Annotated in this window: 25 protein-coding genes; all 25 read right to left on the bottom strand. The window is 31.3% G+C overall.

Annotated elements, in window-relative coordinates; translation table 11 throughout:
• Positions 1-119: 119 nt before the first annotated feature.
• The gene (locus tag EII29_RS05380; protein WP_125236516.1) at positions 120-869 is read right to left on the bottom strand and encodes a YebC/PmpR family DNA-binding transcriptional regulator; all 750 of its coding nucleotides are present in this window, start codon (positions 867-869) and stop codon (positions 120-122) included.
• Positions 870-884: 15 nt separating this feature from the next.
• Positions 885-1520, bottom strand: a complete 636-nt coding sequence (ruvA, locus tag EII29_RS05375) for a Holliday junction branch migration protein RuvA (RefSeq protein WP_125236515.1) — start codon at positions 1518-1520, stop codon at positions 885-887.
• A gap of 42 nt (positions 1521-1562) precedes the next feature.
• A complete protein-coding gene (gene murI / locus EII29_RS05370; RefSeq protein ID WP_125236514.1) occupies positions 1563-2348 on the bottom strand; it encodes a glutamate racemase in 786 nt (261 codons plus the stop codon).
• A gap of 69 nt (positions 2349-2417) precedes the next feature.
• Positions 2418-3488 carry a D-alanyl-D-alanine carboxypeptidase family protein gene (locus EII29_RS05365; RefSeq protein ID WP_125236513.1) on the bottom strand — a complete coding sequence of 357 codons (1071 nt, stop codon included), beginning with the start codon at positions 3486-3488 and terminating at the stop codon, positions 2418-2420.
• Between the two features lie 1441 nt (positions 3489-4929).
• Positions 4930-5136 carry a hypothetical protein gene (locus tag EII29_RS05360; RefSeq protein ID WP_125236512.1) on the bottom strand — a complete coding sequence of 69 codons (207 nt, stop codon included), beginning with the start codon at positions 5134-5136 and terminating at the stop codon, positions 4930-4932.
• Between the two features lie 285 nt (positions 5137-5421).
• Positions 5422-6756: a signal recognition particle protein gene (ffh, locus tag EII29_RS05355; protein WP_125236511.1), complete on the bottom strand. Its 1335-nt coding sequence runs from the start codon at positions 6754-6756 to the stop codon at positions 5422-5424.
• Entirely contained in the window at positions 6756-7085 is a 330-nt protein-coding gene (ylxM, locus tag EII29_RS05350) for a YlxM family DNA-binding protein (RefSeq protein ID WP_125236510.1), read from the bottom strand. Before ylxM ends, ffh begins: the two co-directional genes overlap by 1 nt.
• A gap of 82 nt (positions 7086-7167) precedes the next feature.
• Positions 7168-8328 carry a tRNA guanosine(34) transglycosylase Tgt gene (gene tgt / locus EII29_RS05345; protein WP_125236509.1) on the bottom strand — a complete coding sequence of 387 codons (1161 nt, stop codon included), beginning with the start codon at positions 8326-8328 and terminating at the stop codon, positions 7168-7170.
• Between the two features lie 22 nt (positions 8329-8350).
• A complete protein-coding gene (locus EII29_RS05340; RefSeq protein ID WP_125236508.1) occupies positions 8351-10516 on the bottom strand; it encodes a bifunctional (p)ppGpp synthetase/guanosine-3',5'-bis(diphosphate) 3'-pyrophosphohydrolase in 2166 nt (721 codons plus the stop codon).
• A gap of 97 nt (positions 10517-10613) precedes the next feature.
• The gene (locus tag EII29_RS05335; protein ID WP_125236507.1) at positions 10614-11144 is read right to left on the bottom strand and encodes an adenine phosphoribosyltransferase; all 531 of its coding nucleotides are present in this window, start codon (positions 11142-11144) and stop codon (positions 10614-10616) included.
• A 13-nt stretch (positions 11145-11157) separates the two neighbouring features.
• Complete coding sequence (locus EII29_RS05330) at positions 11158-11610, bottom strand: NUDIX hydrolase (protein ID WP_125236506.1); 453 nt, start codon at positions 11608-11610, stop codon at positions 11158-11160.
• Complete coding sequence (locus tag EII29_RS05325) at positions 11597-12916, bottom strand: hemolysin family protein (RefSeq protein ID WP_125236505.1); 1320 nt, start codon at positions 12914-12916, stop codon at positions 11597-11599. Before EII29_RS05325 ends, EII29_RS05330 begins: the two co-directional genes overlap by 14 nt.
• Before the next feature lie 41 nt (positions 12917-12957).
• Positions 12958-13443 (bottom strand): acetyl-CoA carboxylase biotin carboxyl carrier protein, encoded by a 486-nt coding sequence (gene accB, locus EII29_RS05320; RefSeq protein WP_125236504.1) that lies wholly within the window; start codon positions 13441-13443, stop codon positions 12958-12960.
• A 29-nt stretch (positions 13444-13472) separates the two neighbouring features.
• Positions 13473-14324 carry a bifunctional 5,10-methylenetetrahydrofolate dehydrogenase/5,10-methenyltetrahydrofolate cyclohydrolase gene (locus tag EII29_RS05315; protein WP_125236503.1) on the bottom strand — a complete coding sequence of 284 codons (852 nt, stop codon included), beginning with the start codon at positions 14322-14324 and terminating at the stop codon, positions 13473-13475.
• 1 nt (position 14325) lies between these two features.
• Positions 14326-14982, bottom strand: coding sequence for a redox-sensing transcriptional repressor Rex (locus tag EII29_RS05310; RefSeq protein WP_125236502.1), 657 nt, complete (start codon positions 14980-14982; stop codon positions 14326-14328).
• 41 nt (positions 14983-15023) lie between these two features.
• Complete coding sequence (gene fmt / locus EII29_RS05305; RefSeq protein ID WP_125236501.1) at positions 15024-15956, bottom strand: methionyl-tRNA formyltransferase; 933 nt, start codon at positions 15954-15956, stop codon at positions 15024-15026.
• Positions 15957-16018: 62 nt separating this feature from the next.
• On the bottom strand, positions 16019-16531 hold the full coding sequence (def, locus tag EII29_RS05300; RefSeq protein ID WP_125236500.1) for a peptide deformylase: 513 nt from the start codon (positions 16529-16531) through the stop codon (positions 16019-16021).
• Between the two features lie 205 nt (positions 16532-16736).
• The gene (gene priA, locus EII29_RS05295; protein ID WP_233573261.1) at positions 16737-18986 is read right to left on the bottom strand and encodes a primosomal protein N'; all 2250 of its coding nucleotides are present in this window, start codon (positions 18984-18986) and stop codon (positions 16737-16739) included.
• Between the two features lie 8 nt (positions 18987-18994).
• Positions 18995-20959 carry a penicillin-binding transpeptidase domain-containing protein gene (locus tag EII29_RS05290; protein ID WP_125236498.1) on the bottom strand — a complete coding sequence of 655 codons (1965 nt, stop codon included), beginning with the start codon at positions 20957-20959 and terminating at the stop codon, positions 18995-18997.
• Between the two features lie 28 nt (positions 20960-20987).
• Positions 20988-22421, bottom strand: a complete 1434-nt coding sequence (gene gatB, locus EII29_RS05285; protein WP_125236497.1) for an Asp-tRNA(Asn)/Glu-tRNA(Gln) amidotransferase subunit GatB — start codon at positions 22419-22421, stop codon at positions 20988-20990.
• 466 nt (positions 22422-22887) lie between these two features.
• A complete protein-coding gene (gatA, locus tag EII29_RS05280; RefSeq protein WP_125236496.1) occupies positions 22888-24351 on the bottom strand; it encodes an Asp-tRNA(Asn)/Glu-tRNA(Gln) amidotransferase subunit GatA in 1464 nt (487 codons plus the stop codon).
• A 44-nt stretch (positions 24352-24395) separates the two neighbouring features.
• Positions 24396-24698: an Asp-tRNA(Asn)/Glu-tRNA(Gln) amidotransferase subunit GatC gene (gene gatC, locus EII29_RS05275; RefSeq protein WP_125236495.1), complete on the bottom strand. Its 303-nt coding sequence runs from the start codon at positions 24696-24698 to the stop codon at positions 24396-24398.
• Positions 24691-25359, bottom strand: coding sequence for an HAD-IB family phosphatase (locus EII29_RS05270; protein ID WP_125236494.1), 669 nt, complete (start codon positions 25357-25359; stop codon positions 24691-24693). The genes gatC and EII29_RS05270 overlap by 8 nt, the downstream gene beginning before the upstream one ends.
• An 11-nt stretch (positions 25360-25370) precedes the next feature.
• Complete coding sequence (locus EII29_RS05265) at positions 25371-26057, bottom strand: pseudouridine synthase (protein ID WP_125236493.1); 687 nt, start codon at positions 26055-26057, stop codon at positions 25371-25373.
• Positions 26044-26670, bottom strand: coding sequence for an SMC-Scp complex subunit ScpB (gene scpB, locus EII29_RS05260; protein WP_125236492.1), 627 nt, complete (start codon positions 26668-26670; stop codon positions 26044-26046). The genes EII29_RS05265 and scpB overlap by 14 nt, the downstream gene beginning before the upstream one ends.
• Positions 26671-26700 lie beyond the last annotated feature (30 nt).

Below are 26700 nucleotides of genomic sequence, written 5' to 3'. Positions count from 1 at the left end.
TTATTTTTAATTTATAAAATAATTTATATAAAATTACAGTTCTCATATAAGTTATATAGAATAAAACTCATCAAACAAAAAATCCTCTGAAAACAACCTCCAGTTTAAAATTTGCGATTTTATTCCATTTTACTTAAAATTTCGTCGCTAATATTGAAATTCGAGTATATTTCCTGCACATCTTCATTGTCTTCCAAATCATCATACAATTTCAATATTTTAACCGCCGTTTCTTTATCTGTTATTTCTATTTCATTTTGAGGATACATGGTTATTTCAGCTTCTTCTATTTTCAGTTCTGATTTTTCAAGCTCTTCCTTTACTTTTTCAAAATCATTAGGATCTGTTACAACAATTATTGAATTTTCCTTTTCAATAACATCTTCAGCCCCTGCTTCAAGTGCTGCTTCCATTAATTTTTCTTCGTCAATTTTCCCTTTTTCAAATTCCAGAATTCCTTTTCTCTCAAACATAAATACAACGGAGCCTGTTTCTCCAAGATTTCCGTCATTTCTTGAAAAATTCATTCTTACAGTGGAAGCCGATCTGTTTTTATTATCGGTTACTACATCTACTAAAAATGCAACTCCTCCGGGACCGTAACCTTCATATCTTATTTCAATATAGTCTACACCTTCAAGCTCACCTGTTCCTTTTTTTATAGCTCTTTCAATAGTATCTTTAGACATATTTGCAACTTTTGCTTTATCTATAGCAAGCCTTAATCTCGGATTGAAATCGGGATTCCCACCGCCAATTCTTGCGGCAATAGTCAGCTCTTTCCCTAATCTTGTAAATATTTTCCCTCTTATTTTATCCTGTCTTCCTTTTCTATGTTGGATATTCGCCCATTTACTATGTCCCGCCACAAAATTACCTCCATATTATTTTTTATTTTGTATTTTCTGCAATATTGATTTTATAGCATCTCCTATGTCATTTATTTTGGACAATTCTTCATCTTTTATCCATTTGGAAACATCTGCATTTACATATCCCAATGATTCCAACGCCAGTTTTATATCTTCCTTCATTAACAGAACTTGTGTATTTGAAGTATCCGAAATTACAGACTTCCCTTTGGAAATATTTTCATTATATGCTTCCATAATATTCAGTTTTTTAACTTTATCCTTTAAATCCAGTATTATTTTCTGTGCTTTTTTATCTCCAAGTCCCGGAACTTTAGTAAATAACTTTGAGTTGCTTTCAATAACAATATCTATAACATCCTTTACATTATATGTGGATAAAATCGCCAATCCCAGTTTGGGACCGACTCCGTTAGTACTGATTAAGGCTTTAAAAAGTTCCCTTTCATTTTCCGTTTTAAATCCGTAAAGAGAAATATCATCTTCTTTAACATGAGTATGTATGTACAGTTTTTCATCCTGTTTTATTTCTCCCAAAGCTTCAAAAGTTTTTAAAGATATAAATATTTTATATGCCAGTCCGTTAATATTTAATGCTACATAATCTATTTTTTTTACTGTCAGTTCACCGAATATATACTCAAACATTTTTATATTATACGCTTTATACGTATCTCTCCTTTCTACTTTCTATAATTTTACAAGCTCTACGCAATTAATTTTTTCATTTAAAAACATTGTCCCTATTTTTCTAAATTTTTCCTGTCCGTCAGTGACATAATATTTAGTTTCAAATCCTTTTTCACCGTCGTTTTTCATCAGATTTTTACTTATAAGGATTTTCTTCAAGTCTGTAGCGGTTTCTTTTGCAGGATCAACTATTTCTATGTCAGGATAAATATTTTTAATTGTACTCTTTAAAAGAGGATAGTGAGTACAGCCTAAAATCAAAGAATCAATTTTTCCTTCAAATTCATCAAGATACATCTTCACAAGCTGATTTACTATTTCACCTTCCACTATTCCTTCTTCAATAACCGGAACAAATAAAGGACACGGTTTTGAGTATACTTCCATTTTACTGTTTCTTTTTTTTATTTCAATTTCATATTTTTTTGAATGTATTGTAGCTTTTGTTCCGATTACACCTATTTTACTGTTTTTTGTAGTATCGAGGGCTGTTTTAACTCCAGCATCAACTACTCCTATAATCGGTATTTTAAAAGTTCTGTTCAATTCTTCCAAAGCCAGTGAAGTTGCTGTATTACAGGCTACAACAATAACATCTGTATTTTTTTCAAGAAGAAATTCCGTAATCTGTTTTGAATATCTGATTATCAGCTCCTTTGTCTTTTCACCATAAGGAACCCTTGCAGTATCTCCTAAATAATATATTTTCTCATTAGGTAAAACCTTCCGTATTTCTTTCAGTACAGTAAGTCCACCCACACCGGAATCAAAAATCCCTATAGCCATCTGTTCTCACCTTTTCTTTTTGACTTTTTTAAGCTTTTCAACTCGTTCTATTCTGAAATATGTATATGATTATTTCATTATCAAAGCGCCTGTATATTCATTTACTCCATCAGTTGCAATAAACGTTCCTACAATCTGACCTATATCCTTTCTGGAAACACCGTCTTTTAAAGCCACTTTATAAGTCAGTTTTGAATTTCCCACTCTGTTTTTTCCCTTAACAGTAATATCTTCTGAAGGATAAAGTCCGTATCTGTCATTTCCTATTCTTGCATAAGCTACTATTTCATTTTTATCTATAACTTTTGTTGAATTGTTGAGTACACTGTAGTAATAATTTATCTGATTTTCACCTATTGCATCCCTGTTTTTAGCTTTCCCTGAACCTAAAATAACAAGTATCATTCTTTGATTATTTCTTTCAGCAGTTAAAATTATATTTGAACCCGCAGCATTATGGTATCCTGTTTTTAATCCGTCTACGCCTCGAACTTTTCCTAAAAGATGGTTTGTAGCTGTGAGTTTTATATTTCCGTGATCTATAAAGTCTATAGCTTCTTTAGCAATGTTCATATACTCTTTATAAGTTACTGCCAACATTGCCATTTTATATAAATCCCTTGCATTTCCCTGATCCATACAAGACCCCGTATAACTTGGGGGAAGTCCGTGAGGAGAACAGAATCTTAATGATTCCCATCCGAACTGTTTTGCCTTACGATTCATTGAATTTACAAATTCATTGACATTTCCTCCGGATACATATTCTGCAAGAGCATAAGCTGCGTTATTTGAAGATCTTATTGCAGTAGCTTTAAGCAGATCTCTCACTGTATACTGTCCTCCTGCCGACAATTTTACTCCATAAGGAACCGCCGCCGCAGTTTCCGAAATAATAACTCTGTCATTAAGCGATATATCTCCACTGTGAACTTTATCAAGAGTCAACATTATTGTCATAACTTTTGTAACTGATGCCAAAGGTCTTACTGCATAACCATTTTCCTCCTTGACAATATTTCCTTCCATATCTCCCATTAAAATCGCTTTGTAATCGTTATAATTTTCTCCTGCCGCAAAGACAGATGATGAAATTGCAAAAATTATCAGTATAATAAATATTTTTTTTAAATTTTTCATTTTTCCTCTTGTCCTTCTATAAAATTTTATTCTTTCATAATATTATTTTTTTCTCAATTTGTCATTTTATATTTTAAAATCAATAATTCAGACAGATTTCATTACCATATGAAATTTTTTCTTTTCAAATTAAAAGCAAAGATAGAGAAAAGTACATTCTAATATTATAATTGTATAATACTTTTGACCAATAGAAAAAGTGAAAACTTTTTTCTTCATAAACTCCTTTTAGGACCGGGTATCTTCATCCCGGTTCTTTTTATTTTTAAATTTTGAAATAATCTTCAATAATTTGTCTATTATTTTCATTCTGTCATATCCCTGTTACGCTCAAATTTTAACTAAATATTACGCTTTCTTTCTTTTTTAGTACAAATTTTTCTAAAATTTATTGTAACATAATATTATCAGAAAAATCAATCAAAGTATTTATATGTGATATATATTTTTTAATTCATTATTATTTATTGATAAAATATATATTTCTTTTATTTATTCAGTTTATTATACTAAATTGTTATTAATAAATAAACGGATTAAATAGAAAATAATATAAAACGAAAAGAATAAAATCTTTTATAAATAATTTTTTTGAAACTTCATAAAATTATTGAAATTATATTTTATAAGTTAAAATTCTAATTAAATCAAATATAAAAGCAGATTTGATATTGCCGTTGGTTTTATACTAAAAACGATAATTTATGAAAATTAACGGAATCTTTTTCAAAAAACAACACTTAATAAACAGATAATTTCTAAAATAAACATCTAAAAAATAAATCTGTAAATATAAAAACCACAGCTCTTATACTGTGATTAAAATTATTACTTAATATATTTTTATTTTACGAGCTAAATCAATTACAATTATACTTAATTTGTCATCGTACCTATTATTAATCTATAATCTTTTATCTCTATCGTTTTCTATAATTTTCAGTTAATAGCTTTCCATCTTTCTGGAAATTATCGATATTTTTTAAATTTTTTCATCATTCTCTTTTTCGTTATTATTAAATCTAACCCAAATTATGGACATAATTTCAATTTTCTTTATCGTTTATGTTGTAATGCTGTAATAAAGATAAAAAATTAATTTTTTTTATCTGTTAAAACTGTCATAATTATTAGTTTTATTGTTTTATAAAGACATCATATAATTTTATACATAATAAACATAATCTAAAAAGTAACATAAATAAAAATATTATATGTGTTATTACTAATAATTTTTTTACTTTTTATAGTAAATTATTTTTTTATTATATATGCAATAACAAAATAAGGAAACAATGTCATAATCAAATTAAACTTGGCTCTTGGCAGAATTAACTCAATAAAAAACCTTAAAGTATTTATAGCAATAATACCGAATATAAAACTTTATAATATTCTTTACGGCCTTCTTTCATTACTTCCTGTTCCTTCCACAATCTTTTTATTTCAGGTAAAAATCTATTCTTCCCGGTTTAACGTAATAGTCGGGATTACCTTTACTTTCTTCATATTCCGCAATTTCCACAGTCTTGTTTTTACTTGATACCATACTGTAATCAGTATGTTTAATTTTATTATATTCATTCCATTCTTTCCGTGTAGGCAGTTTTCCTTGTAAATAATTAAGATAAATCGGATAATTCTCCATAATAAGTTTTTTCCGCTAATCCTTTTCGGGACTCCTCTATAAATAAGTGAATTTTCTTTAAAATTATTTATTTTTTAGTTCTCTTTTTATATAAATTCTATTTCCTTTACTATAATTCATTTTACTTTCAAAGCCCGTTAAAATTTTTCTATCAGAAATATTCGATTTTCATATATGGAATTATCCTGCTGCCTCTTCAATATTTAAATTTTTCTCGGAAAATATTAAGAATAAAACATAAAAATTATTTTTTCAAATTTTTTTACTAAAAAGTTCTATAATATTTTATCTCTTCTTCTTACCGCGTATCCCTCCGCCTAAACCCGGTATAGCCCCGCTGTTAAACATTTTCATCATCTGTTTCATCTGCTCAAACTGCTTTATAAGCCTGTTTACATCACTGACTTCCACTCCGCTACCTTTGGCAATTCTTATTTTCCTGCTTCCGTTAAGTAATTTCGGTTCTCTTCTTTCTTGAACCGTCATTGAGAATATTATTCCTTCTACCCTTTTCATTTCCTTTTCGGCATTAACCATGTCAATAGCACTTGTGTCCACTCCGGGTATCATTTTCATAATTCCTGCAAGAGAGCCCATTTTTCTTATCATTTTAAACTGCTTCAGAAAATCTTCAAAATCAAACTGATTTTTTCTAAATTTTTCTTCCATTTTTTTTGCTTCATTTTCATCAATTGCTTCCTGTGCCTTTTCCACAAGAGAAACTACATCTCCCATTCCCAATATTCTGGAAGCAAGTCTGTCAGGATGAAAAGGTGCAATATCATCCAGTTTTTCTCCTTCACTTATAAATTTTATCGGTTTTCCTGCCACTTCCTTTACAGAAAGAGCCGCTCCTCCACGGGTATCTCCATCAAGTTTAGTTAGAACAACTCCTGTTATATCCAACTGCTCATTAAATGTTTTTGCTACATTTACCGCATCCTGTCCTGTCATTCCGTCAACTACAAGGAGTATTTCATGAGGTGCAAATCTGCCTTTTATATTTTTTAGTTCGTTCATCAGTTCTTCATCAATATGAAGACGTCCCGCCGTATCTATTATTACATAAGTGGCATGAATGTTTTTTGCTTCTTCTATACCTTTTTTACATATTTCAATAACATCTGTACTGTCATCAATGGTAAAAGATGGAACTTTCACCTGTTCACCAAGAACTTTAAGCTGTTTTTTCGCTGCCGGTCTGTAAACATCAGCTCCGATTAAAAAAGGGCTTTCTCCTCTGGATTTCAGATATTTTGACAATTTCCCTGCAAAAGTGGTCTTTCCTGCTCCCTGTAATCCTGAAAGCATTATTATTGTAGGAGCTTTAGAAGCCTTTGCTATAAGGACATTTGTTCCTCCAAGAACTTCCACAAGTTCGTCATTTACTATTTTTATAAACTGCTGTGTAGGATTCACTCCTTTTATTACATCTTCTCCTAGAGCTTTTTCCCTTATTTTACCGACAAAATTTTTAGCAACTGTATAATTTACATCTGCTTCAAGTAATGCCAGTCTTACTTCTCTTAGAGCTTCTTTCATATTGGCTTCAGTCAATTTGCCCTGACCTCTCACCTTTTTAAATATATCCTTAAATCTGTCACCTAAATTATTAAACATTAAAGCACCTCATTATAATCAAAATCTTCTATTATCTTTTCCAAATTTTCTCTTGAAAAATTGTTTTTTAAATTTTCCAGTTTTTTTTTCAACTCTTTTTCTTTTTCAAATATTTTCAGCTTTTCCTCATATTCATCAAGCTGCTTAAAACCTCTTTTTATATTATCGAAGACAGCTTGTCTCGTAATTCCATATTCTTCCGCAATTTCACTTAAAGAACCATTTTCCTCAAGATATAATTCCAAATACTGTTTCTGCTTTTTCGAGAACAACTCCCTGTAATACGAAAACAGTATGGAATATTTTAAAAAATCTTCCAGTTTATCCATAATGCACCTATTATACAAAAATTTTATCATTATTGTCAATTTACTGTATTTTATTCACTTTTTTAAAAAATATTACTAATTCCTAAAAAGACATGGGAGTTATCCACTCACTCTCTTTTTTCATAGTATAATTTCTTATGAATTCTTCTTTAAACTCTTTAAAACATCCTTCAAAAATAGCTTTTCTGGTATCTTCCATAAGCTTCAACAAAAAATAAAGATTATGATATGTCGCCAGCCTCTGACCTAAAATTTCTTCAGCTTTAAAAAGATGTCTTATATATGACCTTGAATAATTTTTACATACATAACAGTCACACTGATCCAGAGGTCTTTTATCTCTTGCATATACGGCATTTTTTATTACAAGACGTCCGTATTTTGTAAATACCGTACCATGCCTTCCTATCCTTGTAGGCTGAACACAATCCATCATATCCACTCCGTTTTCTACAGCTTCAAGCATATCAAGAGGCTCTCCTACTCCCATAAGATATCTCGGTTTATTATCAGGCATTTTCGGAGTAATATATTTCAGTATTCTATACATATCTTCTCTCGGCTCCCCCACTGCAAGACCTCCTATGGCATACCCTGCAAATCCCTTATCCATTTTATACAATTCTTCCAAACTTTTATCTCTCAAGTCTTCATATATCCCTCCTTGAACTATTGCAAAAAGTCCTTGTTTTCCGGGATTTTTATTAGCTTCTATACATCTTTTCGCCCATCTTGTAGTTCTTTCTATAGAAGGAATCATATATTCCCTTGTAGACAATCCCGGAGGACACTCATCAAGTACCATCATTATGTCACTTCCAAGATTATTCTGTATAAATATGGATTTTTCGGGAGAAAGAAAATGTCTTGAACCGTCTATATGGGATCTAAAGTGCACACCTTCCTCCTCTATTTTCCTTAAGTCCCCCAGACTAAATACCTGAAATCCTCCACTGTCAGTAAGTATGGGGCTATCCCAGTTCATAAATTTATGCAGTCCCCCAAAATCATTTATCAATTCATCTCCCGGTCTTAAATACAGATGATAAGTATTCCCTAAAATTATTTGGGAATTAATTTCTTCCAGTTCCTCTCTTGTCATTGCTTTTACTGTTGCCTGTGTACCTACAGGCATAAAAACCGGAGTATTTATTTTCCCATGAAGAGTTTCTATAACTCCCGCCCTTGCATTCCCATCAACTGCCTCTTTTGTAAATCTTACCGGGCTTTCAGTATTAATCATATTTTCCTTTTTCCCTTTCTTCTTATTTTCTTAATATATCTACTACATCCTTCATTGAAATAAGGTTATTGGCAAGCCTTTCAAAATCTTCCCTTTTTCTTATCATTATTCCAAAATGCAGCAATACATATCTGTTTCCATTCTCTTTCACATAGTTTGTGTTTACATTAATCAGCTCCATTTTATATTCATTAAGTATTCTTATAATATCAAGTAACATTCCATTTCTGTCCACAGCTTTTACAGTAAAATTAAACTGATATTTAGCAATACTCGAGTTCACTTCCTCTTCATCCCAGAATACTTCAATTTCCCTATCAGGCTCATGTTCCATTAATGTATGGAAATTTTCACAATCAGATCTATGTATAGCAATTCCACGACCTCTTGTCACATATCCCCTTATTTCGTCTCCGGGCAAAGGACTACAGCATTTTGCAAAACGGTACATTGTATTTTCTGTTCCTGAAATTCTCACTCCACCATGGCTTTTTTCTTTACGTCTATTTCCTTTTTCAGTTTCTTCTTCAAGGACTTGTTTAATATCCTTTTCTTCTTTCACTTCAAATTTATTTAAAAAACCGTCAAGAGACAAATCCCCTACTGCAAATTTATAAAAAAGCAGATCCATTGTAGATATATTAAATTTTTTCATATAAAGGAAGACTCTTTCATCCTCTTCCAAATCTTTCAATTTTATACCGAGTTTTTCAAATTCACGCTCAAGAAGCTGTTCTCCTTCTTTTGTTTTTTCTTCAAATTCCTTATCCTTGAACCATTTTCTTATCTTGACTTTGGAACTGTGATTATTTACCATATTTATCCAGTCTTTTCCGGGTCCCTTTGTATTTCTTGATGTAAGGATTTCGACTTTATCACCGTTTTCAAGAAGATGATCAAGTTGGACTATCCTGTCATTGACTTTTGCTCCTATAGTTCTGTAACCTATCTGAGTATGCACCTGAAAAGCAAAATCAAGAGCCGTAGAATCATTTGCCAACTCCATTACATCCCCTTTGGGAGTGAAGATGAATATTGTCTGATTTAAAAGGCTTCCTGTTATTGTACGAGCAAATTTTTCAGGATTTTCGGAATTTGTTTCTATCATTTTTTTCACTGCCGCATAGTACTCTTCATTTTTAGATTTAGACTTTTTTTCTTTGTATTTCCAGTGGGCGGCAACTCCTTCTTCGGCAATTCTATGCATCTCAAATGTTCTTATCTGTATCTCCACGTTTTGATCTTTAGGACCTTTTACTGTTGTGTGTATGGACTGATAACCGTTTGATTTAGGTACCGCTATATAATCTTTGAATCTTCCCGAAACAGGCACGAAAAGATTATGAATTATTCCGAGAACATTATAACACTCTTCTTCTTTGTCCACTATTATTCTTATTGCAATCAGGTCATTCAAATCTGCAAATTTTTTTTCCTTTTCATACATTTTCCTGTAAATACTGTATAAATGTTTCGGTCTTCCTGTTACTTCGGATTTAACATGATGTCTTTTCAGTTCTCTATCAATTTTCCTTATGATATCCGAAGTATATTCTTCCCTTTCTTCTCTTTTTGAATTTACAAGGTCACTTATTTCTTTATAGTCTTTAGGATAAAGATATCTGAAACTTATATCTTCCAATTCCCACTTTATTTTTGCCATCCCTATTCTATGAGCAATAGGAGCATATATTTCCAAAGTTTCTTTGGACTTTATTTCCTGCTTTTCAGATGACATATATTTCAAAGTCCTCATATTATGAAGCCTGTCTGCCAATTTTATAATTACGACTCTTATATCTTCAGACATCGCCACAACCATTTTTCTAATATTTTCAATTTTTTTACTGTCTGTTTTCGGAAGATTTCTGAGTTTTGTGACCCCATCCACAAGTCTGCTTACATCTTTTCCGAACGAATATTCTATATCAGGTAAAGTAATAAGCGTATCCTCAACTACATCGTGTAAAATTCCTGCAATGACCGTATCCGTGTCCATTTTCATATCCACAAGTATTTCCGCTACTTCCACAGGATGCAAAATATAATCCTCTCCGCTCCTTCTTTTCTGTCCCACATGAGATTCAGCGGCAAGAGTATATGCTTCCACTATTTTCTCTATATCAATATCAAGATTATTTTCTTTTATTTTATTAATAAGTCTCTGCAATAATTTTCTTTCTTCCATAAGTTCTCTCCGTTTCCTATCCTATAAACACTTTTACATTTCATATATTATTAAAATAAAGTTGCTGACTTACATTCAGTCAACAACCGTCGAAATTTTAGTATTTTAATTGAGAATAGACATTGTGACCTGATAAAACATCTCTTCCTTTTAATTCTGCCAGCTCAATAAGAAAAGCCAGTTCATAAACTTCCGCCTTAAGCTTTTCAACTAACTGAACCATTGCCGCAGCTGTTCCTCCTGTTGCCAGAAGATCATCTACAATAAGTACTTTAGCTCCTTTTTCAAAGGCATCTTTATGTATTTCTATACTGTTTTTCCCGTATTCAAGCTCATATTCCACTTTTTCAGTTTCTGCAGGTAATTTCCCGACTTTTCTCGCAGGAACAAATCCTGCACCTATATTGTAAGCGATAGCTGCACCGAAAATAAATCCTCTTGCATCAGCTCCTAAAACATAATCAATTCCTTTATCTATATATCTGTCTGTAAAATCTTTTATTATAAGATGAAGTCCTTTTTTATCTTTTAATGCTGTGGTAATATCCCTAAATATAATTCCCTTTTCAGGAAAATCCGGAATAGATCTTATGAGATCCTGCACTTCTTTTTTTTCGTTAACTGTCATTTTTTATTTCCTCCTATTTATCCCACAACAAACCTAAATACGGGACTATTTTTTCTTTATTTAATAATTGTACGAGCTGATCCTTTATATTGGGATATAACTTTATATCCATTATTTCATCTTTCGTGAAAAATCTAAGGTCTGTGAGCATTTCTTCATTTCCCAATTTCATATTCTCTTCTGAACAGCTTTTTCTTTTTATTTTAAAGTATAGATTTATCACATGCTTTTTCTTATCAGGAGCTAAAGTTTCAGACAGAAAAAGAAAACTTTGTACTTCTATATCAAGATTTGTTTCCTCTTTGTACTCCCTTATTAAGGATTCTGCTGTACTTTCTCCCCAATCCACTCCCCCTCCAGGCACAAGCCAATATTTTTTTTCATTTTTGGAATGTTCTATTAAAAGTATCTTCTCATTTTCTATTAAAACCCCTGCTACTCTGACTCTCGGCCTAATCATTTCCATTATCGATATCCCCTTCATTAGTTTTTTCAGTAATTACCACTCTTATTTTTTCTATTCTCTTATTATCCACTTCCATTACTTTCAAGATAAATCCATTACCTTTTACTTGATCTCCCAGCTCTGCAACTTTTCCAAGTTCATCCTGAACATATCCTGAAACAGTATCGTATTCTTCAGAAAGGGGTATATTTATTTCTAACTCGTCATTTAACTCTTCTATAATCGTATCTCCCTTTATATCAAATATTTTTTCCCTAATCTGCTGTATGCTTTCTTCTTCCTGATCAAATTCATCTCTTATTTCTCCTACAATTTCTTCAAGAAGATCTTCTATAGTTACAATTCCCAGAGTTCCTCCATATTCATCAATTATTATTGCCATATGTGACTGTTTTCTCTTAAATTCTTCAAGAAGTTCCACAAGTGTTTTTGTCGTCGGGACAAAATAGGCTTCCTTCATTAATTCCCCGATTTTCAAGTCGGAATTCTGTTTTCTGTCATATTTTATCAAATCCTTCATATGTACTATTCCAACTATTTTATCTATAGTTTCATTATATACGGGAATTCTTGAAAATCCTTGTTCGACAACTTCATCCCAGACATCTCCGAGAGTTCTCTCCATATCAAGGGCAAAAACCATTGTTCTGGGTGTAAGAATTTCCTTAACCGTAGTATCTGAAAATTCGAATATACTGTGAATCATTTCTTCTTCACCTTCTTCAATTACTCCTACTTCAGTTCCTTCTTTAACAAATGTTTTTATATCTTCCTCCGTGATTTCAAACATCTGATCCTGTACTTTTATCCCAAATAGTTTTATTATAAATTTTGCCACTTCAAGAAAAAATAAAATTGCGGGTCTTAAAATAATTCTTACTGTATTTAGAGGCACTATTAAAGTTTTCGACATTTTAGATACATTATTTTTTGCAAACACTCTCGGTGTAATTTCGGCAGCTATAAGCATAACGGCAGTAGTAATAATAAATACCCCAAATATATAAAATGATTTATTAATATGTCTGAAAAAAAGTTCATAACAATTTTCAGATAACATCATCGACAGCATTATAAAAAGGATATATACTACAGTTTTCCCGAATAAAAGTGTCGTCAAAAGTTCATTGGGATTTTTGAGCCATAATTTAAGAAGTATTCCTTCTTTGGAATTTTTCCCTTTTATATCTCCTATATGAATTCTTTTAAGTGATGTTAGTGCAGCTTCCGCTGCTGAAAAAAAAGCCGATAAAAATAATAATACCGATAATAAAACTATTTTTATCCAAATCCTCTGTTCTTCCAAAATATATTACACCTTCCTTTAAATAATCCCTCTTAACTCCGTTATTCTATTATAACTAAAGTCTGTCCTTTTTTTATCGCTTCTCCGTCTTTCACCATTATTTTCTTTATCTTTCCCGAGACTGAAGATTTTACTTCATTCATAAGTTTCATAGCTTCTACTATACATAATGTCTGACCTTCAGATACGTTATCTCCTTCTTTTATAAATGGTGCCGATGTAGGTGACGGAGCTATATAAAAAGTCCCTACCATCGGTGACTCTATTTTTATTCCGCTGACTTCTTCGATTGCTTCGGTTAGTTGTGCAACCGGTACAGTATTTTCGGAGATAGTTTCCTGTACTGCAGCATTACTTCCTCCTGACTGAATATTTACAGGGGCTCCTCCATAAAAAACAGTCCTTTTTTCTTTTTCTCTTTTTCTTAACTGGATTTCAAAGTTATTTTCTTCATATTGCAGACTGTCCAACTTATTTTCATTCATACTTTTAGCTAATTCTTTTATAAACTTTATTTTTTCTTTCATAAAATCTTCCTCCTGATTTCTATATCTCACTATTTTTCAACTTTATTAATGTATGACTTGAATGTATTTTTTATTAGCCCTGCTATTGTCATAGGACCTACTCCACCCGGCACGGGAGTAATATATCCTACTTTTTCAGACGCTTCTTCATAGTTTACATCTCCACACAATTTACCTTTTACTCTATTTATTCCTACATCAATTACGACTGCCCCTTCTTTTACATCAGTTCCCTTTATCAAATTTGGAACTCCTGCTGCAGATATTATAATATCTGCATTTTTTAACTTTTCATTTATATTTTTAGTTTTTGTATTGCACACCTGCACAGTTGCTCCTCTTTGTATAAGCATAAGAGCCGCAGGTTTTCCTACTATATTGCTTCTACCTATTATTACGGTATCTTTTCCCGCAGGATCTATTCCGTATTCTTCAAAAAGTTGTATAATTCCATAAGGTGTGCACGGCAAAAATCCCGTATTATCTCCTATTACCATTTTCCCTATATTTAAAGGATGAAAACCGTCTACATCTTTCTCAGGAAAAATAGTTTCGGTTATTTTAAGTTCGTTTATATGATTAGGCAAAGGTAATTGAACCAATATTCCATCTATTTTATTATTTTTATTTAATCTTTCAATTTCTTTTATTAAATCTTTCTCGGTTATATTTCCTCCGAGACTTATCGTTTCAGAATAAAAACCTACATTTTCACATGCTTTTATTTTATTATTCACATAAACTTTAGATGCAGGATTATCTCCTACTATTATTACTCCTAACCCTGCAGATCTTCCATATTTTTCTTTTAATATGTCATGCTCTTTTCTTATATATGCTAAAATTTTCTGAGAGACACCTTTTCCATCTATTTTTATCAAGCTAATCCTCCTTACTGCCGATATTCAATCTCCAAAAATTCAATTCTTGCAGTCTTGCTGAAATATCAATATCTACAACTACTATATTTTTAGGAAGTTCCAGTTTATACGTCGTCATATTGAGTATTGCCTTTATTCCGTCTTTTATAAGCTTTTCCGCTGCAATCTGTGCCTGCTCCTTTACAACTGCCAATATGGCTGTCTCAAGATTTTCAGAAGAGCTTTTTATAAATTCACCCACAACTTCCACATCTTTCACTTCCATTTTTAAATCAGGAATGTTAGTTCCTATTTTTTTCTTATCTTTATCAAAAACTCCTACGATTTTAAATCCTTTTCCTAAAACCTTACTGTTTGATGTTATCATTTCACCCATTTTCCCATGCCCTACTATAATAACATTGTTTACTTTGTTTATTCCTAAAATATCTTCAATAATTTCAATTAATTTTTCTATATCATAACCTTTTCCCCTTACTCCAAATTCTCCAAATGTTGATAAATCTTTTCTGACTTGTGCCGATGTAGTATCCATAATTTTTGAAAGTTCTATGGAATTTATTCCGTCTTCATATTTCCGAACTTCTTTTAAAATTGATAAGTATTCAGTGAGTCTTTGAACAACTCGATCGGATATATCGCTTTTTTTCAACTTCATTTAATTCCTCCTACAGATAGCTAAATTTATTTATACAGATTTTATATTAATTTATCTCCGATTATTAGTTTCCGTCCATTTATAATATCAGTTCCTGTCTGAATTTTCTTTCCTTCAAATTTTAATTCTAACAATATTATACCTCCATTCCGAACTTTTACTACAGGACCTTTTTTATTAATTATTTCTACAATCTCTCCAAATTCACCTTCATAAATTTTATCAATCTTTTCTCCTTTATACACTTTTATATTTTGATTTTTTTCACTGAATGTATAAGCTCCGGGAAAAGGATTTAAACCTCTTATTTTATTATATATATTTTCTCTTGTATCTGTCCAATCAATTTTTGCCTGCTTCTTTGAAATAGGTTTTACAAAAGTGGCTTCGGAATCATTCTGCTTTTCAGCCTTTACACTTCCATCAGCAATCATTTTCAAAGTTTTCTCCAGACCCATAGCTCCCAATTCTTTGAGCTTATTATGTAATGTACCTAAAGTATCATTTTCTTTTATATCACAGTATTCTTTAAGTATAACATCTCCCGCATCAAGCTCTTCTTCTATGTACATTATACTCACACCTGTTTCAGTATCTCCATTCAATATTGCCGAATGAATAGGTGAAGCACCTCTATATTTAGGTAAAAGAGAAGAATGAACATTTATAATCCCATATTTCGGAATATCTATAATTTCTTTCGGTATAATTTTCCCATAAGCTACAACTACTATTAAATCAGGATTTATTTCTTTTATTTTTTCTATAATTTCCGCATCTTTAAGTTTTTTAGGCTGTAATATTTCTATATCTTTGTCCAGGCCGAACTGTTTCACAGGAGAATACACTATTTTATTTCCTCTTGCATTAGGTTTATCTTCCTTAGTAAAAATCAGTTTCAAGTCTGTATTTTTATAAACTGTTTCCAAACTCGGAATTGCAAATTCAGGTGTTCCCATAAATATTGTCTTCACTATTTTTTCTCCTCCCATCTATAAAAATATAAACATACTAAATTTTTATACTCATTCCCTTACTAATCTTCTCTATATTTTTTCCCTTTTGCAAATTCTTTTTTCATTAATTCCAGCTTTTTTAAAATAAGTCTTTTATTCAGAACTGAAATTCTGTCTATAAATAACACTCCGTCAAGATGGTCAAGTTCATGCTGAAAAGCTCTTGCCCACATTTCACTTAAATTTTCAATTACTTCTTCACTGTTTTCATTCAAGTATTTTACTTTTATTTCTGACGGTCTGCTCACCTTTTTATAAACTCCCGGTATACTGAGACATCCCTCTTCGTATTCTACCGTTTCAACACTTTTTTCAAGTATTTCGGGATTTATTATTTTTTTTACAATATTTTCGACTTCAAGTACAAAAAATCTTTTAGGTATGTTTACCTGATTTGCTGCAAGACCTACTCCATTGGCTTTTCTCATTGTTTCCACCATTTCATCCAATGTTTTTTTCAGCTCGTCATCTATTTTTTCCACATTTTCAGATTTCGTTCTGAGAGTCGGGTGTTCATACAAAACTATTTTCATTTTTTTCCTTTCTCTTCTTATAAAAAATCAAACCAGAAACTTAAAAATTAAATCTATATTAATTTTTTATTTCTTGAAAAATTACAAACTTTTTTATTTATACAATAACTTTTTCAATGTTTTTATATATTTTCACATTTAAAATCCATACATAGAATTTTTTCTATTTATATTTTACCACATTTATATTATTTTTTTAATTAATTTAAAACATTGATATAGGATCTACATCTATACTTATTCTTATATTCTTTTCCTTATAGCCGTTTAATACTGTTTTTATTATATTTTTGATTTTAGTTATGTTGCTTCTGTTAAATTTCATAAATATCTGATATCTGAATCTCCCGTTTATCTTATATATAGGAGCTTTAAAAGGCTCTGAAATAAATTCATTTTTTCGAAATTTTATTTTTGCTTTTGCCATATCCGAAACTTTATTATAAAATAACTTTACTTTTTCTTCCAAACCTTTTTCCTCATCAGATGAAAGTATTCCGATAATAAGTCTTCCATAAGGAGGGTAATTAAGCAGTTTTCTTATTTCCATTTCCTTTTCAAAATAACCTTCATAGTCATTTTTTATTGTTTTCTTTATAACTTCATTTTCTTTGTTAAATGTCTGAATTATAACTTTTCCCTCTTTTTTCTCTCTCCCTGCCCTGCCTGCCGACTGAACAAGAAGTTGGAATGTTTTTTCTCCCGCTCTGAAATCAGGAAAATTGAGTATTATGTCCGAGTTTACTATTCCTACGAGAGTTACATTTGGAAAATGAAATCCTTTGGCGATAATCTGTGTTCCAAGCATTATATCATATTTACCGTTTTTAAAATCGTTATATATATTTTCATAGTCTTTTTTCGTTTTTACGGTTTCCGAATCTATTCTTATTATTCTTGCCTCTGAAAATATTCCTTTAAGTTCTTCTTCTATTTTCTCCGTCCCGCTTCCTATTTGTATAAATTTATTACTTCCACAGCTTGTACATTTTTTACTGAATCCTTCTCCATACCCGCAGTAACTGCATTTCAATTTATTTTCATATTTATAATAACTAAGGGATATACTACAGTTATGACAAATAGGTATCTCGCCGCATTCTTTACATTTCAGCAGATTTGAAAATGCCTTTCTATTAAGAATCAAAAGAACCTGCTCCTTTTTTCGAAGTGTTTCGGATATATGTCTGAGAAGTTCTTTTGAAAAGTTGTCAGGAGTATTGTTTAAATCAACTATTTCATATTCAGGTATTTTTGCGTTGTTAAATCTTTCTTTCAATTCGATAAGCTCTAAATCTCCTGTTTTTGCTTGATAATAAGATTCAAATGAAGGTGTTGCCGAACCGAAAATTACCTTTATGTTTTTTTCTATTATCGCTCTTTTTATAGCTACATTTTTTACATGGTATCTCGGATTGTTATCCTGCTTATATGTATTTTCATGTTCTTCATCAATTATAATATATTTCAAATTTTTCACAGGAGCAAATATTGCCGATCTTGCACCTATTACAACTTTCTTATCTCCGTTTCTTATATATGCCCATTCCTTCTTTTTTTCACTATCTGACAGCTTGCTGTGAAGAACCGCCACTACATCGGAAAATTGTCGCTCAAGTCTTTGAACCATTTGGGCAGTCAGTGAAATTTCAGGCACGAGAAATATACTCCCATATCCGGTTTCCAAAGCTTCTTTTATTAAATCCATGTATATTTCAGTTTTTCCTGAACCTGTAACACCTTTCAACAAATAAAACATACTGGCTTTATTTCTAATCTTATTTACCGCTTTCCTCTGTTCCGTATTTAAAATTATATTATCCTTTAAAATACGACTTTTTAAATTCTCTTTTTCTTTTACTTTGGATTTTGTTATTAATTTTTCAATAATAATGGCTTTTTCTTTTATAGCTTTATTTACAATTTCTTCAGAAAAATTTTTCCGTAATGTCAGAAATGTAATTTCTCTTTTCTTTTTCATATATTCATTGAATTTTTCAATATTACTTGATTTTTCACCATCTTTTTTCTGTTCAAAAAGTTGAGGAACATTTTTTTTGCCATTTTCCAAGTCTTTGACATATATCGCTTTTTTGGAATAATTTAATTTTAATACTCCGGGATAAACAGCTTTTATGACATTATTATAATCACTTAAATAATAATCCTTTATCCATTTTATAAGTTTCATTATTACTGACGGAATTGAAAGTACAGGTGCTTTAGCCGAAATAAACTTTATTTTCTCTACACTTATTGTCAACTCTTCTTCATTGATTTCAGAAAGTACAAGACCCATTTTATTTCTATTCACAAAATTAACAATACACCATTCCCCAATTTCATATTTATTTTTGGATTTATATGTATATATATTTTTATTATTTTCAATATACATCTGATAATAATACATAACGACCTCTGTTTCGCGTTTTATTAAATTTCCATATTCCATATTTGCTTTTATTCCAGAACTATTTTTATTTCAGTGTCCTTAGTCAGCTTAGCTCCTGCCAGAGGTAACTGCTCTTTGACTTTGCCGCTTCCGCTAATTTTATATTTTGGAAATTTCTCCTGCGGATACACCGAAAGCAGTTCTCTAAGACTTATACCCCCTAGATTGGGCATTATGTCTTTCCCGAATTCTTCAGCTATTTTCTTTAAATCATTTTTTGCTGTTAAAGTTATCATAGACTGTTGTTTTTTCTCTACTATGACCCCCTGAGGATTTATTCCTTTATATTTAATCAGTTTTTCCAACACCTGTTTTGCTGACGGCAATGCAACTGCTGCACCGTAATAAGCTCCTTGCGGTTCATTTATCGTTATTAGAATAGCATATTTAGGATTTTCCACAGGAAAAAATGCAAAAAATGAACTGAAATATTTTCCTGCTTCGTATCCTCTTGCTCCTGATTTTTGTGCAGTTCCCGTTTTTCCTCCGATTCTGTACCCCTGTACCTGAGCTCCTCTTCCGGTCCCTTTAGTCACAACAGCTTCCATATAATATCTGTTCAGCTTTGAAATTTCTTCACTGAACACATTTTCAAGTACTACAGGAGAATTTTGTAAAACAATATTTCCTTCTTCATCTTCTATATGATCAACTAAATATGGCTTTATAAGTTTTCCATGATTTATTACTGTATTAAGTGCCATAAGCATTTGAATCTGAGTCATTGCTATTCCTTGACCGAAAGAAATATTGGATTTTTTTACTTCGGTCATTTCTTTTAAAGGTAAAAGTTTCTGAGTAGTCTCAGAAAAAGTATCTATTCCCGTTTTTTTACCTAATCCTACTTTTTCAAGATATGAATAAAAATCCTTATTTTTCATCATTTGAGCTATTTTTACCATTCCCACATTTCCGGATTTTGCTATAAGACTTTCCAGATTTAAACTTCCTGTTGTTGAAGAATCATGATCTTTTATAACCCTGTCGGCTACTTTTATATTTCCGCTTGATTCTATAATACTGTTCTGATTTATTACACCTGCCTGCATTCCTGCTGCAACCGTAATCGGTTTGAATATGGATCCCGGTTCAAATAAATCGGTTATAGGCCTGTTTTTGACTTCGGCATTATTTCTAGCCTTGGGATAAGATGACATTGCAAGTATTTTCCCTGTTTCCACTTCCATTAATATACCCATTGCAGAAACTGCACTGTATTGCTCATATGTCTTTCTTAATTCATCATCCAGAGTATATTGCAGCACACTGTCCAATGTTAAAAATATATTGTTTCCATTTTTTGCCAGAACTACTTCTTTCGTATCTTTTAATGCCGAAATTGTAGTAAATTTCCTAGGTATTCTAAATCCTTCTATAACTCCGTCCACTCCTGTTAGTTGGTCATTATATGTTTTTTCAATACCGTATATTCCTTTATTTTCAACATCCAGGTAACCTATCGTTTCCTGAAAGGCTCTGTTTTTTATATAATTTCTTATATAATTGGTTTCAAAAAATACACCTGATTTTAAACTTTTGTCTTTGGAAAGAATATCCAGAATATCTTTTTTTTCATTATATCCAAGCACATAGTCCAATTTCAGATATTTTTTATTTTGCTTTCTTTTTTCCAAAATATCATTCTTAACTTTGGAAACATCAAAAGACGGTATACTTTTTTTCAAAAGCTCCGTTAATTTATCTATATTTTCAGGGTCTACAAGAGTCGGGTCTAATACTATATCATAAGTTTCACCGTCATATGCTAATACTTCTCCATCACCTGTAATTATTCTTCCTCTTTTAGATTTTACCGTAAATTCACTTTTATACTGAAGTTCTCCTGTTTTTTGCCATTCATTTCCCCTTATAATTTGGATGTAAAACAGATTTACAATAATCCACACAAAACCTGAAATTATGAATATTACTAAAATCATCAATCTAAATCTAAAACTGTTCCATGTTTTCATAATTAAATATTACTCCTATATTCTTGAACTAGTTTAATTTTTTCAAAATCAGTTCATTTATCATCTGAGGATTTGCTTTCCCTTTTGACAGTTTCATAGCCTGTCCCACAAGATATTTTAATGCATTACTTTTACCTGCTTTATAGTCTTCCACAGACTGTCCATTTTCTGCAATAACCTGTTCTACTATCTTTTCAATTTCATTATTATCAGTTATCTGAATCAATCCTTTTTCTTTTACTATAATTTCAGGATCCTTATTTTCAGTCAGAAGCATTTCAAATATCTCTTTTGCTATTTTTGAACTTATTACATTCGACTTTATAAGAGTAATCAGTTTTGCCATATTCTCAGAGGAAATTGAAAATTTCTCTATTCCTATATTTTTTTCCTTTAATACCCTTAAAACCTCAGTAAGCATCCAATTTGCCGACAATTTCGGTTCACCTGACATTTTTACTGTTTTTTCATAGTACTCTGCAAACTCAGGTTCTGCTGAAAGAATAGCGGCTTCTTTTTCATTTATTTTATATTCCCGCATGAATCTTCCTGCTTTTTCATCTGCAAATTCAGGCATTTCCTCTCTTATTCGCTTTAGTCTTTCTGATGAAACAATTACTTTCGGTAAATCAGGTTCAGGAAAATATCTGTAATCCATTGCTTCCTCTTTACTTCTCATAGGTCTTGTCACCCCGTTTTCTTCATCCCACAACCTTGTTTCTTGTACTATTCTTCCTCCATTTTCGATTATTTCAATTTGTCTGCTCATTTCATATTCAATGGCTTTCACTACCGCTTTAAATGAATTAAGATTTTTAGTTTCAGTTCTTGTTCCTAAAACAGGATCTCCTTTTCTTCTAACGGATACATTAGCATCACACCTTAAAGAACCGAGTTCCATGCTGACATCACTTACTTTCGTATATTTCAATCTATTTTTTAATGTGTTCAGGTAAGCATAAGCTTCCTCAGAATTTTTAATCTCAGGTTTTGAAATTATTTCTATTAACGGTACTGATGCCCTGTTATAGTTCAATAAACTTTCAGATTCTGTATGTATACTCTTGGCAGTATCTTCTTCTATCTGTATTCTTTCTATCCCTATAACTGAAGCTTTTCCACTATTTGTAGTTATGTGCAGTTTTCCATTTTCAGCATAAGGCTTAAAATATTGCGTTATCTGATAATTTTTCGGTGAATCGGGATAAAAATAATTTTTTCTGTCAAACCGGCTTTCATTGTTAATTTCACAATCCAGAGCCAATGCAGCCTTCAACGCATAATCCAAAACTTTACTATTCAGCTTCGGTAATGCTCCCGGCTGTCCCGTACATATAGGACATGTAGCTAAATTAGCCTCTTCATTATCATAATCGGCATTACATGAACACCATACTTTAGTTTCTGTTTTTAGCTGACAATGAACTTCCAATCCTATGACCGTTTCATATTCTATGCTCATTATTGCTGTTCCTCCTTCTTAAAAATCCTCTTATTCACTGATTTATTTAATATTCCAAATGAATTTTTATTTCATTTCTATACTTTTCTTCAGAAATTCGGGTTATTTTAAAGTTATATTTTATTAAAAATACAACTCCTTCCAATGATTATAAACAGCTACTTTTATTTTCTTATGTTTTTTCTTTTCAGCTTCAATAATCAAATGATTAATAAATTTCCCGATAATTTTTTCCTATGTTTCTTTAAACCCTTCCTCAACTATATATAGTAATTTGAAGCTGCATTACTTTTTTACCAAAGCAGTATCCGGATTTTACTTATTTATATATGAGATGACTACATAAAATTTCCACATCTCTATTTTTTCTTTATAGTAATTAACAAGAAAATTTTCTTATAAATTTGAAAAATCGTTTTTGTATCATCTATTTTTTTATTTGTATCACATTTCTCTTAAATTTATATTATAATTCGGGATATTCTATTTGCCCTCTTTTTTTTTCATACACATTTGATACATTAAACAGTAAATCTTCTTTAAAATAATTCCCTATCATCTGTATTCCTACAGGAAGCCCATTGACAAATCCTGCGGGTACTGATATTGCAGGAAGTCCTGCCATATTCACTGAAACTGTGTAAATATCCGCCAAATACATTTGCATCGGATCATTATTTTTTTCACCTTTTTTGAAAGCTGTTGTAGGAGATGTCGGAATAAGAATAATATCCACTTCTTCCAACACTCTTTCAAAATCGTTTTTTATGAGCCGCCTCACTTGAGAAGCTTTCTTATAATATGCATCATAAAATCCCGAACTTAAAACATAATTCCCTATCATTATACGTCTTTTCACTTCGGAACCGAAACCTTCACTTCTTGATTCCACATACATATCTTCTATATTTTCATTATTTCCCCTTACTCCGTATCTCACTCCGTCATATCTCGACAGATTTGATGCGGCTTCTGCCGATGAAATGATGTAATATGTTGAGATAGCATATTTAGTATAAGGTAATGATACTTCTCTCACTTCAGCTCCTGTTTCTTCCAACTCTTTTACCGCTTTATCAATGACTTTTTTTATATTTTCATCCAGTTCATCCGTATAATATTCTTTGGGAAGACCTATTTTCAGTCCTTTTATGTCTTTATTTATATTTTCCAGATAGTTGGGTACTTCCACATCGGCAGTGGTAGGATCTTTTTCATCATATCCCGCTATTATTTGCATAATCCTTGCCAAATCTTCAGTCGATTTTGCCAATGCACCTATCTGGTCAAGTGATGAACCGAACGCTATAAGCCCATATCTTGATACTCTTCCATATGTAGGCTTTATCCCTACAGTTCCTGTAAGAGAAGCAGGCTGTCTTATACTTCCTCCTGTATCAGTTCCAAGTGCTATTGGTACCTGTCCTGCTGCTACAGCTGCAGCTGAACCTCCGCTGCTTCCTCCCGGCACTCTTGATAAATCCCATGGATTTGACACAGGTTTTATTGCAGAGTTTTCATTAGATGATCCCATTGCAAACTCATCCATATTAGCCTTTCCTATTAGAGGCACGCCTGCTTTTTTAAGTCTTTCTACAACCGTAGCATCATATATTCCTTTGTAATTTTTCAAAATACGTGACGAAGCTGTTGTCAAATCACCTTTTGAAAGTATATTATCTTTTAATGCTACAGGCACCCCAAACAACAAATCACTGTCATAGTTCTTTCGCTTTTCTTCACTGTTATCATTATCATATATTTCGGCACTTTCCATTGATTTTTCTTTTAAAACATTTGAAAATGCTCCAATTTTTTTTTCCAATAAATTTATTCTGTCTAAAAAATATTTTGTTACTTCTTTTGACGTAATTTCTTTATTTTTAATCATTTCAGTTATTTCACTTGCAGTTTTTTTATATAATTCCATTTTTTTACCTTTCTTGAAAAATAGTTTTGAACATACTGTAAAATTTAATTATCCGTATTTTCATTTCCTACTATTTTCGGAACAATGATAAAATCTCCATCTTTTTCCGGTGCATTTTCAAGCAACTCTTTTTTTATATAACTTTCTTTCACTTCATCTTTTCTAAGTCTGTCTTTCAAATCCAGAACGTTGAAAAGTGGTTCTATATCTGAAGTATCTATACTATTGAGCTCCTCCATATGCTCCAGTATTTTATTCAAATCTGTCCTGAACTTTTCTATTTCATTTTCTTCAAATTCCAATTTTGAAAGTTTTGCAATTTTTAAAACATCTTCTTTGCTAAGCATTTTTATCTACCTCATTTTCATTATGATATAAAATAATTTCATTGAAATTGTCAAATTCCTTAAACTTTATTTTATTTTCTTCACAAAATTTAACCGCTCTCGTATTTTTTCTAACAAATGAAAAATCCGCCACTTCCAGTGCCCTGTAATCTGACGGTCCATCTCCCAGAAAAATAACTTTATATCCCTGTTTCTGAAAATTTTCTACTGCTTCTTTCTTGTCTACTCCATAATACATTTCTCTATCTAAAAAAGGATTTGTAACCGTTATTCTACTTCCTTCAAAACTTATATGATTTGAAATTATTTCATCATCAGGTAGATTAATTCCATATTTCAAAAGACTCCCCTGTATATTCAGTCTCGTTCCGGCACTTACTATTTTAAACCTTATTCCGCTTTTCACAAAATCCGGAAAAGTTTCATCTATTCCGACTTTATCATTTAGTGTTTTTATGTACTCATCTTTTGTTATATTCAAAGATTCCAGTCCTGATTTGACAAATTCCCTCATTGTAATTTCATTGTTCTTATACTGCTTCCGTAAGATTTCCTTATATACGGGATTATGAGTTTCAAGTAAAGCATCCGTTGAGTCATTTTTACTTATAGTTATATCAAAATCTATCAAGAATATTAATTTTCTTTTTTTTATTTCCATTCTTCTCCCTGTTATAAACTTTTCAGATATTTTATTTCATCTTCTGTAAGTTCTCTGTAATCTCCCGGTTGTAAATGTCCGAGGGAAAGTTCTCCCACTTTCACTCTTTTCAAAGATTCTACTGTATATCCTAGAATTTCGACCATTTTTCTTATCTGTCTGTTTCGCCCTTCAAAAATAGCTATTCTTATTTCTTTTTTATCTAATTTCTTCACTTTAGCGGGTGCAGTTCTTTTACCGTCAATTACAACTCCATGTTTCCATGCTTCTATATCTTTTTCTTCTACTTCTCTGCTCAATTTCGCAATGTAACTTTTATATAATTTTTTTCTCGGGTGCATAACATGGTTATAGACTTCTCCATCATTACTTATAATAATAAGCCCCTCAGTCATATAGTCAAGTCTTCCATATGTAAATAAACGTTTCTTTGACTTTATGTAATCTACTGCCAATCTTCTTCCAAACCTATCATCATTGGAGCATATTACTCTCTTAGGTTTATTGAACATATAATATTCATAAACCGTGTTCAGTTTTATCCTTTCGCCATCTATTCTTACAGTATCTCCGGAAAGTACTTCCATTCCTATGACCGCCTCTTTTTTATTAACAGTTACTCTTCCCTCTTTTATCATTTCATCGGCTTTTCTTCGTGAGCATACACCTGCATCGGCTATATATTTATTCAATCTCATTATTTACCTCTATTTTCTTTTTTTCCATTTTTTCTTTTATAGACTCAGGAATTTCCTCATTTCCATTTTCTTCTGAAATTTTATAAAGCAACTCTATTTTTTGATACTGCTCAAATCCCGGCAGTTCCTTTTTGTCGCTAATACTTAAATAACTATAAAAATCTTCAGTTACTTCATATAAGTTAGGTGTACCGATTGTCTTTTTCTTACCTGAAATATAGACAAGATTTTTTTCTATTAAATTTGCCATCGTCTTTTCTACATTTACACCTCTTATCTGCTCTATTTCAGTTTTTGTTATAGGTCCTTTATAAGCAATAATGGCAAGAGTTTCCATTGTGGATCTTGTTAGTTTCTTTATTTTCATTTCAGGATTAAAAAACCTTTTTACATCTTCCCCATAAAGGGGATTTGATACAAGCATTATTACCCCGTTTTCTATTTTTACATTTATTCCGCTTTTCTTTCTTTTTTCTTTCAAACTTAAAAGTATTTCTTCCATTTTTTTAAGTTCCATATTATAAAATTTAGACAGTTCTTCCACAGTGAGCTGTTCTTTAGACAGAAATACGAGAGTTTCGACTCTTTCTTCCAAATTTCCGTTAATATCCATACATCTCCTAATACCTGACTAACCGGTTTT

The sequence above is a fragment of the Leptotrichia sp. OH3620_COT-345 genome (assembly GCF_003932895.1).
Taxonomy (GTDB): domain Bacteria; phylum Fusobacteriota; class Fusobacteriia; order Fusobacteriales; family Leptotrichiaceae; genus Pseudoleptotrichia.
Note: the sequence above shows the minus strand (reverse complement) of the source record. Positions and strands in the feature narration are given on the sequence as shown.

Bases quoted from the DNA above. Each gene is read 5' to 3' on its own strand.
- ruvA (WP_125236515.1), bottom strand. From the start codon at position 1,520: ATGTTTGAGTATATATTCGGTGAACTGACAGTAAAAAAAATAGATTAT.
- murI (WP_125236514.1), bottom strand. From the start codon at position 2,348: ATGGCTATAGGGATTTTTGATTCCGGTGTGGGTGGACTTACTGTACTG.
- EII29_RS05365 (WP_125236513.1), bottom strand. From the start codon at position 3,488: ATGAAAAATTTAAAAAAAATATTTATTATACTGATAATTTTTGCAATT.
- EII29_RS05360 (WP_125236512.1), bottom strand. From the start codon at position 5,136: ATGGAGAATTATCCGATTTATCTTAATTATTTACAAGGAAAACTGCCT.
- ffh (WP_125236511.1), bottom strand. From the start codon at position 6,756: ATGTTTAATAATTTAGGTGACAGATTTAAGGATATATTTAAAAAGGTG.
- ylxM (WP_125236510.1), bottom strand. From the start codon at position 7,085: ATGGATAAACTGGAAGATTTTTTAAAATATTCCATACTGTTTTCGTAT.
- tgt (WP_125236509.1), bottom strand. From the start codon at position 8,328: ATGATTAATACTGAAAGCCCGGTAAGATTTACAAAAGAGGCAGTTGAT.
- EII29_RS05340 (WP_125236508.1), bottom strand. From the start codon at position 10,516: ATGGAAGAAAGAAAATTATTGCAGAGACTTATTAATAAAATAAAAGAA.
- EII29_RS05335 (WP_125236507.1), bottom strand. From the start codon at position 11,144: ATGACAGTTAACGAAAAAAAAGAAGTGCAGGATCTCATAAGATCTATT.
- EII29_RS05330 (WP_125236506.1), bottom strand. From the start codon at position 11,610: ATGGAAATGATTAGGCCGAGAGTCAGAGTAGCAGGGGTTTTAATAGAA.
- accB (WP_125236504.1), bottom strand. From the start codon at position 13,443: ATGAAAGAAAAAATAAAGTTTATAAAAGAATTAGCTAAAAGTATGAAT.
- EII29_RS05310 (WP_125236502.1), bottom strand. From the start codon at position 14,982: ATGAAGTTGAAAAAAAGCGATATATCCGATCGAGTTGTTCAAAGACTC.
- def (WP_125236500.1), bottom strand. From the start codon at position 16,531: ATGAAAATAGTTTTGTATGAACACCCGACTCTCAGAACGAAATCTGAA.
- priA (WP_233573261.1), bottom strand. From the start codon at position 18,986: ATGGAATATGGAAATTTAATAAAACGCGAAACAGAGGTCGTTATGTAT.
- EII29_RS05290 (WP_125236498.1), bottom strand. From the start codon at position 20,959: ATGAAAACATGGAACAGTTTTAGATTTAGATTGATGATTTTAGTAATA.
- gatB (WP_125236497.1), bottom strand. From the start codon at position 22,421: ATGAGCATAGAATATGAAACGGTCATAGGATTGGAAGTTCATTGTCAG.
- gatA (WP_125236496.1), bottom strand. From the start codon at position 24,351: ATGGAATTATATAAAAAAACTGCAAGTGAAATAACTGAAATGATTAAA.
- gatC (WP_125236495.1), bottom strand. From the start codon at position 24,698: ATGCTTAGCAAAGAAGATGTTTTAAAAATTGCAAAACTTTCAAAATTG.
- EII29_RS05270 (WP_125236494.1), bottom strand. From the start codon at position 25,359: ATGGAAATAAAAAAAAGAAAATTAATATTCTTGATAGATTTTGATATA.
- EII29_RS05265 (WP_125236493.1), bottom strand. From the start codon at position 26,057: ATGAGATTGAATAAATATATAGCCGATGCAGGTGTATGCTCACGAAGA.
- scpB (WP_125236492.1), bottom strand. From the start codon at position 26,670: ATGGATATTAACGGAAATTTGGAAGAAAGAGTCGAAACTCTCGTATTT.